This window comes from Aeromonas sp. FDAARGOS 1419, from assembly GCF_019047045.1.
GTDB lineage: Bacteria > Pseudomonadota > Gammaproteobacteria > Enterobacterales > Aeromonadaceae > Aeromonas > Aeromonas veronii.
The window spans coordinates 1,404,096-1,416,618 of sequence record NZ_CP077209.1 but is presented as its reverse complement, the minus strand read 5'-3'; the positions used below and the strand labels follow the sequence as shown (position 1 = coordinate 1,416,618).

Annotated in this window: 12 protein-coding genes and 5 tRNA genes; 8 read left to right on the top strand and 9 right to left on the bottom strand. The window is 57.2% G+C overall.

Annotated elements, in window-relative coordinates; translation table 11 throughout:
* Positions 1-31: 31 nt before the first annotated feature.
* Entirely contained in the window at positions 32-553 is a 522-nt protein-coding gene (dsbB, locus tag I6L49_RS06230) for a disulfide bond formation protein DsbB (protein ID WP_005336895.1), read from the bottom strand.
* A gap of 98 nt (positions 554-651) precedes the next feature.
* Entirely contained in the window at positions 652-2,232 is a 1,581-nt protein-coding gene (nhaB, locus tag I6L49_RS06225) for a Na(+)/H(+) antiporter NhaB (protein WP_120414355.1), read from the bottom strand.
* 333 nt (positions 2,233-2,565) lie between these two features.
* On the opposite strand from nhaB, the gene fadR reads away from it, so the two are divergent.
* The 6 genes from fadR to I6L49_RS06195 all read left to right on the top strand — a co-directional run bounded on the left by fadR (position 2,566) and on the right by I6L49_RS06195 (position 8,086).
* Entirely contained in the window at positions 2,566-3,279 is a 714-nt protein-coding gene (gene fadR, locus I6L49_RS06220) for a fatty acid metabolism transcriptional regulator FadR (protein WP_026034983.1), read from the top strand.
* A 265-nt stretch (positions 3,280-3,544) separates the two neighbouring features.
* Entirely contained in the window at positions 3,545-3,685 is a 141-nt protein-coding gene (locus tag I6L49_RS06215; protein ID WP_005345965.1) for a TIGR02808 family protein, read from the top strand.
* A gap of 188 nt (positions 3,686-3,873) precedes the next feature.
* Entirely contained in the window at positions 3,874-4,431 is a 558-nt protein-coding gene (locus tag I6L49_RS06210) for a YaeQ family protein (RefSeq protein WP_005352343.1), read from the top strand.
* Between the two features lie 12 nt (positions 4,432-4,443).
* Positions 4,444-5,328 (top strand): AEC family transporter, encoded by an 885-nt coding sequence (locus I6L49_RS06205; protein WP_216950863.1) that lies wholly within the window; start codon positions 4,444-4,446, stop codon positions 5,326-5,328.
* A 174-nt stretch (positions 5,329-5,502) separates the two neighbouring features.
* On the top strand, positions 5,503-5,967 hold the full coding sequence (locus I6L49_RS06200) for a hypothetical protein (RefSeq protein ID WP_216950862.1): 465 nt from the start codon (positions 5,503-5,505) through the stop codon (positions 5,965-5,967).
* Between the two features lie 283 nt (positions 5,968-6,250).
* Complete coding sequence (locus tag I6L49_RS06195; RefSeq protein WP_216950861.1) at positions 6,251-8,086, top strand: sigma 54-interacting transcriptional regulator; 1,836 nt, start codon at positions 6,251-6,253, stop codon at positions 8,084-8,086.
* Positions 8,087-8,253: 167 nt separating this feature from the next.
* Here the strand turns inward: I6L49_RS06195 and I6L49_RS06190 are convergent.
* The 7 genes from I6L49_RS06190 to I6L49_RS06160 all read right to left on the bottom strand — a co-directional run bounded on the left by I6L49_RS06190 (position 8,254) and on the right by I6L49_RS06160 (position 10,628).
* Positions 8,254-8,330 (bottom strand) — tRNA-Val (locus I6L49_RS06190).
* Positions 8,331-8,371: 41 nt separating this feature from the next.
* A tRNA-Val gene (locus I6L49_RS06185) sits at positions 8,372-8,448 on the bottom strand.
* A gap of 34 nt (positions 8,449-8,482) precedes the next feature.
* Positions 8,483-8,559 (bottom strand) — tRNA-Val (locus I6L49_RS06180).
* A gap of 18 nt (positions 8,560-8,577) precedes the next feature.
* A tRNA-Val gene (locus tag I6L49_RS06175) sits at positions 8,578-8,654 on the bottom strand.
* A 13-nt stretch (positions 8,655-8,667) separates the two neighbouring features.
* Positions 8,668-8,744: transfer RNA gene (locus I6L49_RS06170), tRNA-Val, on the bottom strand.
* Between the two features lie 149 nt (positions 8,745-8,893).
* Positions 8,894-10,273 carry an MATE family efflux transporter gene (locus I6L49_RS06165; protein ID WP_216950860.1) on the bottom strand — a complete coding sequence of 460 codons (1,380 nt, stop codon included), beginning with the start codon at positions 10,271-10,273 and terminating at the stop codon, positions 8,894-8,896.
* A gap of 148 nt (positions 10,274-10,421) precedes the next feature.
* Positions 10,422-10,628: a YaeP family protein gene (locus I6L49_RS06160; protein WP_005352334.1), complete on the bottom strand. Its 207-nt coding sequence runs from the start codon at positions 10,626-10,628 to the stop codon at positions 10,422-10,424.
* A gap of 130 nt (positions 10,629-10,758) precedes the next feature.
* Between I6L49_RS06160 and I6L49_RS06155 the strand changes: the two genes are divergently transcribed.
* Positions 10,759-11,661 (top strand): DMT family transporter, encoded by a 903-nt coding sequence (locus I6L49_RS06155; RefSeq protein WP_216950859.1) that lies wholly within the window; start codon positions 10,759-10,761, stop codon positions 11,659-11,661.
* Between the two features lie 103 nt (positions 11,662-11,764).
* Positions 11,765-12,382: a riboflavin synthase subunit alpha gene (locus I6L49_RS06150; protein ID WP_216951601.1), complete on the top strand. Its 618-nt coding sequence runs from the start codon at positions 11,765-11,767 to the stop codon at positions 12,380-12,382.
* Positions 12,383-12,523: the final 141 nt, after the last annotated feature.

The following is a 12,523-nucleotide window of genomic DNA, read 5'->3' as shown; positions in this document are numbered from 1 at the left end:
CCCCCTTTTTATCTCCACGCGGGCATGACACTCAGTTGCAGCAGCGCCCTTTCACCAGATTGCCGATGGCCACTACGGTGAAGACCAACAGGTAAGCGGCGAAGATGACGACCAGCCACTGGGGCATGGAGTAACCGAAGAACTGCCAGGTGATCTGGGCACAATCCCCTTCCGGCATAAAGAGCCAGGGGAGCCACTGATCGAGTGGAGCCCAGCTCGGGAAGTCGGCAAACGGGCTGCAGACGTTGAACGGTGAGGGGTTGACCTGATAGTCCACATGCTTGAGGGCCAGCTGGAAGCCGCGGAAGGCACTGTAGCCCCACAGCAACATGGCACTCCAGCGAACATACCACTTATCCGGCGCCACCATGCCGAGCAGACCAGCGGCCAGCACACCCAGGGTCGCCAACCGTTCGTAAACGCACATCACGCACGGGGAGAGGCCCAGCACATGCTGGAAGAAGAGGGCGCACAACTCGAGGAACAGGGCTGATGCTGCCAACAGGCCCCAAGCCAGCCGATGGGCGGCAATACGGCGGAGAAACTCGATCATCTCATTGATCTCTCAGAAAAAACAGTGGCTGAATTAGAGCAGAGCGGAACCGAAAAGAAAAGGGCCCTGAAAGGGCCCTCGGAAACCGTCGCAACGGATTAATGCAGCGCTGGCTGTACCGCTGGCAGCGTACTCTCCATCACCAGCCATCCGTGCTGATAGAACCACTCGGTGGCAGGACCAAGCAGCAATTCGACAGAGAAAAAGCCGATCAGCCCCAGCACCAGGGTGTAGGGCAGCGCCATCCAGACCATGCGGCCATAGGAGAGACGCAGCAGCGGCGCCAATGCCGAAGTGAGCATAAACAGGAAGGCGGCCTGACCATTGGGGGTGGCGACCGACGGCAGGTTGGTACCTGTGTTGATGGCTACCGCCAGCAGATCGAACTGGGCGCGGTCGATGGCACCATTGAGCATGGCCGTCTTCACCTCATTGATGTAGACGGTGCCGACAAAGACGTTGTCACTGACCATGGAGAGCACCCCGTTGGCCAGATAGAAAAGGGCCAGCTGGTTCTCTGGTTTGGCTGCCAGTACCAGCTGGATCACCGGCTTGAACAGCTGCTGATCGATGATGACGGCGACTACACTGAAGAAGACCGCCAGCAGGGCGGTGAAGGGGAGTGCCTCCTGGAAGGCTTTACCCAGCGAGTGCTCCTCGGTGATCCCGGTCAGAGAGGTGGCCAGCACGATGACCGAGAGGCCAATCAGACCAACGGCTGCCAGGTGCATGGCCAGACCGACAATCAGCCAGACTGCAATCAATGCCTGAACGATCAGCTTGGCCTTGTCTTGCGGGCTGCGTTTTGCCTCTTCGTAGCGGTTGTACTCCTCCATGATGGCGCGCACCGTGTCCGGCAGGCGGGCGCCATAGCCAAACCAGCGGAACTGCTCTACCAGCACGCAGGTCAGCAGACCGCAGATAAAGACGGGGACGGTCACTGGGGACATGCGAATGGCAAATTCGGCGAAGTTCCAGCTGGCTTGCTCGCCGATGATGAGGTTTTGCGGCTCGCCCACCAGGGTGCAGACACCGCCCAACGCGGTACCGATGGCGGCATGCATCATCAGGCTACGCAGGAAGGCACGAAAATCGTCGAGATCCTGGCGATTGAGCTCGGCGACTTCCTTATCATCAGTATGGTCATGGCTGTGACCAAACTCCTTGCCGGACGAGACCTTGTGATAAATGGCGTAAAAGCCGGTGGCGACGCTGATCACCACAGCAATCACAGTCAGGGCATCGAGAAAAGCCGACAGGAAGGCGGAGACCAGACAGAAGGAGAGGGAGAGCAGGATCTTGGAGCGTACACCGATCAGCAGCTTGGTGAAGACATAGAGCAGCAGCTGCTTCATGAAATAGATGCCTGCCACCATGAACACCAGCAACAACAGCACTTCAATATTGGCGACCAGCTCGTGTTTGACCTGATCGGCGGAGGTCATGCCGATCAACACGGCTTCGATCGCGAGCAGACCACCCGGTTGCAGGGGGTAGCACTTGAGGGCCATGGCCAGGGTGAAGATAAACTCAACGACCAGTAACCAGCCCGCAATGAAAGGATCAAGGTGGAAGGCAATCGGATTGATCACCAGAAATAGCAAGATGGCACTTTTATACCACTGTGGTGCATTGCCCAAGAAGTTCTTGGCGAATGCCTGCCCTAGGCTTATTGGCATGATAATGGGTCTCAACTTTGTTGTTAGGATCTGCTTCTATGCAGTCAAGGATGATTCGACCTGTGCCTCCGGATGTTGGCCTTTATCTGTCTGATTCCTCGTGATTTTAATCAAAAAGCGTGACGATTATAAATGATAGCCGATGGATCTCTGCCCATGTGTCTGTTTTATAACCACCTTGTCGGGGTTGGCTGGCTCCCTCGTGGCGATTAGATACATATTCCCAACACTATATTTGCCATATGTGAGCAGAGGACTGACCTTATGCTTGCCAGCCATCATCGCTTTGATATCATTCGTCAGCCTTTTTACGCATTACAACAGAGTCAATTCATGGTTATAAAAGCGCAGAGCCCAGCTGGGTTTGCCGAGGAATACATCATCGAGTCCATCTGGAACAATCGCTTTCCTCCCGGATCTATTCTGCCCGCCGAGCGTGAATTATCCGAGTTGATCGGGGTGACGCGGACTACCTTGCGCGAAGTGCTGCAGCGACTGGCCCGTGATGGCTGGTTGACCATACAGCATGGCAAGCCGACCAAGGTGAACAATTTCTGGGAAACCTCCGGCCTCAATATTCTGGAGACGTTGGCTCGTCTGGATCAGGACAAGGTACCTGACCTGATAGCTCAGCTGCTCTCCGCCCGTACCCACATCTGCACCATCTTTATCCGCGGGGCGATCCGTCACAATCCGGAACAGGCCGCCGAGATCCTGCGTGGCGCCGATGGGGTCGAGAACAACGCACAGGCTTATGCCGAGTTCGATTATCGCCTGCACCACCAGCTGGCGTTTGCTTCCGGCAATCCGATCTACGCTTTGATCCTGAACGGTTTCAAAGGGTTGTACAGCCGGGTTGGCAGCTACTACTTCTCCGACAAGCAGGCCCGCGAGACCGCAGATGCCTACTACAAGACCCTGCTCAATCTGGCGGAGACCAAGAACCACGAAGCCGTGTTCATGACGGTGCGTCAGTACGGTATCGAGTCCGGCAAGCTGTGGACCCGCCTGCGTCAGGACATGCCAAGCGATCTGTGCGACAACTGATCCCTTGCCTGTGCTGTCCAAGAAACGCGCCATCCGGCGCGTTTTTTTATTCTGCCGTGTTTGTGTCTATCCTTGATTGGCGGTGGTAATTGCTTGAACTGCATGGATATTTGGCCAAAAAGCTTGATCCAGCGCAAATGAACCCTGCATTTATCACTTTGGTGGCATAGGACCCAACCGCTGATTGAGGTCAAATGGAGGCATCAAGAGCGGAGCCAATATCCGCCAGAAGGAACACACCTTTCACCGGATGAAGGACACAACAATGAGTCTTCTTGAACACACCATCTGGACAGTACTGGGATACGGGGCCATGCCCTTTATCTTTCTGAGCGGATTCGTGGCGGTGGCAGTGACCTGTTGCATGCTGCTGAATGCGTTCGGGGTACAGTCCGCCGAGAAGTGAGTCGCTTCTCCATGCCGCCAAATGCCAGTCTTCGGACTGGCATTTGTTTTTTGTGTCTTTTAAAGCACTTATCCCGGCAGGGAAGGGAAAATCTATGGTCAGGATGGTCGAACCTGCCGCCGATTTTGATTACACTGGCGCCCGTATTTCCCACTCACCCTTCTCTTATCAGGTGTTCAAGGTTTTCTATGGCTCTCAAGGCAACCGTATTCAAGGCCCAGATCAGTTTGTCTGATATGGATCGCAATCTGTATCAGGACTTCTCCCTCACGCTGGCGCGCCACCCCTCCGAAACCGATGAGCGGATGATGATCCGGCTGGCGGCTTTTGCCTGGCACGCCGCTGAGCGACTGGAGTTCACCAAGGGATTGAGCGCCGATGACGAACCCGAGCTCTGGTGCAAGAACTACTCGGACGAAATAGAGCTCTGGATCGAGCTGGGCCAACCCGATGAAAAACGGCTGAAAAAGGCCTGTAACCGCGCCCGTCAGGTGGTGCTCTATCTCTACGGTGGTCGTGGTACAGCCGTCTGGTGGAAGCAGAACCAGGGCAAGCTGAGCCAGCATGACAACCTCAGCATCATCGAACTCTCCGACAGCCAGACTCTGCCGCTCACCGCCATGGTCGAGCGTACCATGCAGCTCACCTGCACTATTTCCGATGGTCAGCTCTGGGTCAGTAACGGCGCACTGGAAGTGACGCTGGATCCGGTGGTGCTGATGGGCAAACCGGCCCGCGAACTGTAACGGACGCAGCCCATGTTCAGCGCCTTGCTCAATATCGTCATTCCGGTGTTCGGTGTGGTCGGGCTCGGTGCACTCTACGGGCGATTGCGACCGGGGGCTGCGCTCGGTTACGTCAATCGGGCCAATATCGAGCTGTTTACCCCTGCGCTGGTCTTCTCCGCGCTGGTCAAGTATCCGCTGGCGCTGGCGGAGCATCTGCCGCTGATTGCGGCGGGGGCGCTGGTTATTCTGTTACCCGGTCTGCTGCTCGCGCTGCTCAAACTCAAAGGGATTGAGCGGGCAGCGCTGATCTTGCCCGCCATGTTCCGAAATACCGGCAATCTTGGTATCCCCTTGATGGTGCTGGCATTTGGCGAGCAGCAACTGGGGGCCATCGTGATCCTCTTTGTGCTCTCCAATCTGCTGCACTTCTCGGTCGGCATGTTTATCCTCTCGGCCAATACCTCCCGCTGGCTGTGGCTGCGCAGCCCGGTACTGTGGTCCGCGCTGGCCGGTTTGCTGGTGGCCAACTTGCACATTATGCTGCCGGAATATGTGGTGACCACGGCCTCGCTGCTCGGCCAGATCTCGGTGCCCCTGATGCTCTTTGCGCTGGGCATTCGCCTGATGGAGGGAGAACTCGATCACCTTGGCCTCGCGCTCAAGTGCAACCTGCTCTATCTGCTGGCGGGGGGATTGTCGCTGCTGCTGGCGATCTGGCTGTTGCCGCTCAAGACGGAGTGGATCCCGCTGTTGATGTTGTCGGTTTCCTTGCCCCCTGCGGTGTTGAATTACATGCTCTGCGAGCAGTATCACTGCCAGCCGGACAAGGTGGCCAGTATCGTGCTCGGCGGCAATGCCCTCTCTGTGCTGGTGATCCCGCTGGCGGTCTGGCTGGCACTTCATCTGCCTGGCTAAGTCAGATTGCATCGCTGCGGCTCTTCTCGTGGAAACGGTTCGTACCACATCATTGCCTCGTGATACATCTGTCGTCCCCCTATCCAACCCTGAGCCCCGGGCCTAACGGCGACAGCTATAGTATGAAAAAGAGCTGACTGACACTGTTTAACCAATGCCAGTGAGGGAAACCGGATGAGCACAAGTGAGCAATCTGATCCTGTGGGGCAGGCAAAATCGCGCTATGATCCGGCACTGCCTACCGGTTATGACTGGCGCAGACACCGCCGTTTTATCCTCAGTGGGGGGGGTTACAAGGCAGAATGTCGCCGTCGCAACTGGTTTCTGGAGTTGCTCAACCCCGTGCCCTATGTGGTGGTGCGTGACATAGCCATCGGCGGCATCGGCATCCTGGGGGCCATACGGTTGAAAGAGGGTGATGAGCTGGTGATTGCCATTCCCTCTGGCGAGAAGCTGCGCGGTCTGGTCGTGAGATCCCAGCCAGACCCACTCTTTCCCAAACTCTATCGCACCGGTATTCGTCTGCATCGTTATCCGACGGCCGAGTTGTTTGCCCGCTGGCAAAATTACATTCAGCCGCAAGATAAAGCGGATTTCGACCATGAGTGCCAAGTCTTGAAACAGGTACGCGGCGCGTGAACCAAATGTCATATCAGAGGTCGCTTTTCCCACATTCAGCATGATCTGTCGATGGAGTCCGCAGATCAGCAGGCTTGGCTGACCCGAGTGGTTTATCTCACTGCATGTGTTTTCATCTTTATGTTTTTATTGAATTTTATCTGTGCCTCTGAAGTCGCGGAGGATGCAGATCATTTTCCCTTTTCGTGATCCCCCCCGAAGTAGTTCCCCCTGATATCCCTTAGTATCTGGCCAGCATGACTCCCTTTAGGGGGAGGATAACAAGAACAAAAAGGAATGATGGATGAGATCCGTGAGCAACCAGTGTCTGTTGATGCAGATCCAGCCGACCATCTTGCGCTTTGCCAAGATGCTGGCGAGTGTGCTGCAGCTTGAGGTCGAAATTGTGGATGCCGATATGGTTCGGGTGGCTGGCACCGGGCCCTATGGCAAGTTCTTCGGACGTCAGCTGGAGGGCGACTCCCGCCTGCTGCGCTATGTGATTGATAACCAGCGGGAGAAGATCGTTACCCACACCAGTGATGATCCCGTGTGTGACGGTTGTACCTGCAAGGAGAGCTGCCGTGAGCGCGCCTTCCTCGGGGTGCCCATCATGGTGGACGAGCGCTGCATCGGGGTGATCAGTTTGGTGGCTTTCAGCGACGAGCAGCAGGCGCGCCTCAACAACAATCTGCAGGATGTGTGCGACTATGTGCGCCACATCTCCACCATCTTTGTGGCCAAGTTGCTCGATTCGCGCGGGCTGTCGGACGGGGTCAACAAGGTGTTCCTCAATCTGATGACCAACATGGATCAGGGCTGCCTGCTGCTCGATGACAAGAGTCAACTGCTCTACGCCAACGAGGCGGCGCTCCATCATCTGGGTTGCCAGCAGGAACAGCTGCAGGGGCGCGAAGTGGGGATCCGCCCGCTCACTTTCTCCCAACAGGGGCTGAGTGGTCATCTTCAGCACATCATCACCTTTGAGGGGCGTCAGGAGCTGATCATCGGTCAATTGCACCATGTGCAGGGCCAGCAGCTCTTTCTGATGGCGTTTCACCAGTCCCACTCCGGTCAGGTGCAGGAGCCGGATCCGGATGTGCGGATCGATCAGCTGATCGGCGAGAGCAAGCCGATGCGCACCCTCAAGCGGCTACTGCACCGCATCGCCCAGAGCCCCTCCAGCGTGCTGATTTGTGGCGAGAGCGGCACCGGTAAAGAGGTGGTGGCACGCGCTGTCCATCGCCTGAGTCCGCGGCAGGATAAGCCGTTCATCGCCATCAACTGTGCCGCCATTCCCGAACAACTGCTGGAGAGCGAGCTGTTTGGTTATGTGAAGGGCTCCTTTACCGGTGCCTCCAGCGGTGGCAAACAGGGCCTGATCCAGGCAGCCCATCAGGGCACCCTGTTCCTCGACGAGATTGGCGACATGCCGCTCACCATGCAGGCCAAGCTGCTGCGGGTGCTGGAGCTGCGGGAGGTGACCCCCATCGGGGCCAGCCGACCGGTGCCGGTGGATATTCGCATCATCGCCGCTACTCACCAGCATCTCGATCAATACATCGCCGAAGGGAAGTTTCGCGAGGATCTCTACTACCGCATCAACGTCATCCCCCTCAACCTGCCGCCACTGCGGGAGCGGGAAGGGGACGTGGAGCTGCTGACCCACTACTTCCTCAACCTGCACACCAGCCGCATTGGCATTGTCTATCCCGGTCTGGCGCCCGAGGTGATGGCGCTGCTCAAGGGGTATCGCTGGCCGGGCAATGTCCGTGAGCTCAGCAACCTCATCGAATATCTGGTCAACGTCAGCCAGGCGGGCGAGGTGATTGACGCCAGCCTGCTGCCCCCCAACATCATCCGCAATCAGGAGCCCCATCGCGTCACCGCCCAGTCGATCCCGGTGACCAACCTGGATACGGCGTTCAATGTGCCTGCCACCGCTCCGCTCGCCGCCATGCCGGAGAAACTGCCTGAACCCGCTCCGGGTGAGAGCGGCCTTGAGAGCATGGAAAAACAGATGATTGAAGAGACCCTGCAGCGGCTTGGCAACAAGAAATTGGCCGCACAGGCGCTGGGGATAGGGATTGCCACCCTCTATCGCAAGATAAAGAAGTACGAGATTGCCGTGCAGAGTTGAAGATCTGGCGGCGTCTATCTGGCCCGTGTCGTTTATCGGATGACACGGGCTTTTTATTGGAACAAGGTTCTGCGCCATTGCCCTGTCGGTGCTGAACGGATTGGCGGGGTAGGGGAGTGGTTGGATAGAATGCAAAAAGCCCGCTCGATGAGCGGGCTTTTTTAATCTGGTGCGTCCTAGTGGATTCGAACCACCGACCCCCACCATGTCAAGGTGATGCTCTAACCAGCTGAGCTAAGGACGCAAGGTGCGCAATGCGACTTTTGACTTCTTTATGCAGGAAAGTGGTGGGTTTAATTGGATTCGAACCAACGACCCCTACCATGTCAAGGTAGTGCTCTAACCAACTGAGCTATAAACCCACATCTGGAATATCTGCATATCTTTCAAACTGAATGGTGCGTCCTAGTGGATTCGAACCACCGACCCCCACCATGTCAAGGTGATGCTCTAACCAGCTGAGCTAAGGACGCATAATCAGTGTTCTGTAATGGTGCGTCCTAGTGGATTCGAACCACCGACCCCCACCATGTCAAGGTGGTGCTCTAACCAGCTGAGCTAAGGACGCATCACAGAAAAAGTGGTGGGTTTAATTGGATTCGAACCAACGACCCCTACCATGTCAAGGTAGTGCTCTAACCAACTGAGCTATAAACCCACTTCACTACGCCAGCATTGCTGGCGTGGTCGGCATACTACCCATGCCCCCCAAGGCTGTCAACAGGCCATACGCACAAAGGAGACTGTTTGCCCAGTTCTTGCGCAGCCTGTTGATTTTGCAGGCGAGTTGTCGCTTGCCAAGCCCTGTTACTGAGATCGCGACAGGGTAGTGCAGGCTTCCGGAGTGGCAAAACGGCCATAGATGTAGCGCAATCTCGCCCCCAGCATCAGGGCCGCACTGGTGAGGCCGACGATAAAGCCGATCCAGAAACCCTGCGGCCCCATCCGCGGCACCAGCCAGTCGGTCAGACCCAGGATCATGCCGGTGGGCAGCCCCAGTCCCCAGTAGGCGACGATGGTGACGTAGAAGATCGCCTGGGTATCCTTGTAACCGCGCAGTGCGGCGGCCGCGACCACCTGCACCGAGTCGGAGATTTGATAGATGGCGGCGAAGAACAGCAAAATGGCAGCCAGGACGATCACCTGCTGATCATCGGTATAGATGGAGGCGATCTGCTCGCGCAGCAGTACCGTCATGGCGGCAGTGGCAGCAGCGATGGCCATCCCCAGCATCAAGCCGGTGCGAGCTGCCACCCGAGCGTGATGGGGTTGCCCTTCACCGATACTGTGGCCGACCCGGATGGTGACACCCACCCCGATGGAGAGGGGTAGCATAAAGACCAGGCTGGAGAAGTTCAGCGCAATCTGGTGGCTCGCCACCGTCTCGGCACCGAAAGGAGCCAGCATCAGGGCCACCACGGTAAACAGGGTCACCTCGCAGAAGATCGCCATGGCGATGGGGAACCCCAAGCGAAACAGGCGCCAGATCCGGCTGCCGTTGGGGCGTGCGAGTCGGGAGAAGAGGTTGATCTCCTTGAAATGGGAGGAGAGCTTCACATAGAGGATCATCGCCAGCAGCATGGCCCACAGCACAATGGCCGTAGCCACGCCACAACCCACCCCGCCCAGTTTCGGCATGCCGAAGTGGCCGTGAATAAAGATGTAGTTGGCGGGAATATTGACCGCCAGCCCGACAAAGCCGATCACCATGGTGGGCATGGTGTGGGAGAGCCCCTCACTGAAGTTGCGCAGCACCTGGAACAGCACGAACGCGGGAAGGCCCCACAGAATTGCGTGCAGATAACCAGTGGTCTTGGCCGCCATCACCGGCTCCACATCCATGAACTGCAACGCCAGCGGGCTGTAATAAAGCGCAATCATCGCCAGCGGGGTGACGATCAGTGCCAGCCAGAAACCCTGATGAACGGCCGGGCGAATTGCCTCCCGTTTACGGGCGCCATTGAGCTGGGAGACGATGGGGGTGAGCGCCATGATGATCCCCTGCACCAGCAGGATCACCGGTAGCCAGAAGCTGGACGCCACCGACACGGCGGCCAGATCGACCGCACTCACCTGACCCGCCATCACGGTATCGACGAAGTTCATGGCGACCTGGGCCACCTGGGCGACCAGAATGGGGCTGGCTAGACGGACGAGCTGCTTCGCCTCGGACCAATAACGTTGCACTGACACCTCCGAGTGGATCAGATAAGAGTAAAAAAGAGCGGAAATCGGGAAGAGCCTTTGCACTTTCGGACGAAAGTGCAAAGGGTGGGGGAGGCATTCTAGCCTGAAATTCAGCCAGGACGAAATAGTTGCCGCCCCGGCTGCGGGATCAGGCGTCTTCGTGATCGCTGATCAGCAGGTTGGCAGCGGCATAGGCAGCCTGCTCGCGCAGTTCGGCGGGTACCCGCTCATCGGCGGCGACCGCGTTGAGGGCACGGATGGTAGCGGCGATGGCCTTCGGCACATAGCCCTGCTCGCCGGAGCCAATCTGGTTATAGGCGATACGGATCGCTTCACAGCACTCATAAACCATCATGATTTGCTTCCTTGAAAGTAAAAAGGCGAGCAAATATAGCGGTTTTGCTCCCATTTTGTCATTCTCGCGGTTGTAATTTACGGCAAGCCCGTTAGTTTGATTACCCCCTTTTCCTGTTTCGGCCTCTTCGATGCTGCTCTCTTTGCGCAACTCACTGGCGATCTTTCTGACGCTGTTTGCACTTCTCGCCCTGACGCTTAAGGATGGCGCGGACAAGTATCTGGTACTCCATGGCTACTCCGTGATGGAGATGGTCTGGTTTCGCTTCTTTGTTCCTTTCCTTGGTCTGCTGATGTTGTTGCCAAGGCGCACCATGTCGGCGCTGCTGGCGGTGGATCGCTGGCTATTGTTGCGCTCGCTGCTGTTTCTGGTCTGTGCGCTGGTCTCGGTGATTGCGCTGGCCCATGTACCGCTCAACGTCTACACCATGATTTGTCAGCTCGGTTCGCTGGCCTTCGTGGTGGCGGGCGTGATCTTTTTCAGGGAGCGTCTGACCCGGACCAAGGTGGCGGCCGTGCTGCTGGGGTTGTTTGGCGTGCTGGTGGTGACCCATCCTGACGAGGGCGACGCGAACCTCTACTATCTGCTGCCACTGGTCATTGTACTGGCCAACACCGGCTACAACCTCATCACCAAGCTGGTGGATCCACGTCTGACCACCCTCGATATCCTAATCGTCACCTGCTTCATGCTGGGGATGGTGGCAATGGTCGCACTCTGCTGGCAGCCCGCACTGTGGCGCTTTCCGGCGCTTGCCGACTGGCCCTATCTGCTGGCGCTACCAGTGGTGACCCTGCTCTCCCAATATTGCCTTATCAAGGCGATGCAGTATGCGCAGGCCTCTACTCTGGCGCCCTTCTTCTATTTCCAGATCTTTTTTTCTACCCTCTGCGGCTATCTGATGTTTGGTGAAATGCCGACCCTCAGTAGTATGGCGGGGTGTCTGCTCATCGTGCTGGCTGGCATAGTGGTCATCCATTCCCAGCACCGGACTCGTGTGCTGGCGCGGTCTGAGGCGGCGGAGCAGGTGTGACAGTTTGTACGAAACGAATTGTGTAAAAAACGGATTATGTAAAAGAAGCGGCCACAGGCCGCGATAAAAAACAGAGCGTGTTACCAGAAACAAAGAGGTGATGATGTTTACCGGAATTGTGCAAGGTGTGGCCGAACTGGTCGCCATCGAAGAGCAACCCAACTTCCGTACCCATGTGATCCGCATGCCAAGCCCGGTGTGGGGGGAAGGGTTGGCCCTCGGCGCCTCGGTCGCTCACAACGGCTGCTGCCTGACCGTCACCCGGGTCGAGGGGGAGCTGGTCAGCTTCGATTTGATGCAGGAGACCCTGCGTCTCACCAACCTCGGCCTGTTAAAGGTGGGGGACAAGGTCAATGTGGAGCGGGCTGCCCGCTTTGGTGACGAGATCGGCGGTCATGCCATGTCGGGCCACATTATCGGGATGGCGGAAGTAACCTCGGTGATCGACACCCCCAACAACCGTCAGGTGTGGTATCGCCTCGCCCCCGAGCTGATGAAATATGTGCTGACCAAGGGGTATATCGGCATCGACGGCATCAGCCTGACCATCGGCGAGGTGCGCGAGCGGGAGTTCTGCGTCCACCTGATCCCCGAGACCCTGGCCCGCACCAACCTGGGTTGGGTCAAGGCTGGCTGGCAGACCAATATCGAGATCGATCCCCAGACCCAGGCCATCGTCGATACCGTGGAGCGGGTGCTGGCGGCACGCGGGGGTCACTGAAAGAAAACGGCTCGGTTTCAATCGCCTCATAAGCAAGGGCCTGCAGTGTGCAGGCCCTTGTTATTTATATGGTGAAAATATCCACTCAACTTTTTATGACTCGCAGTCACAACATCTGCACAGTTCTTTGCGACTTGCAGG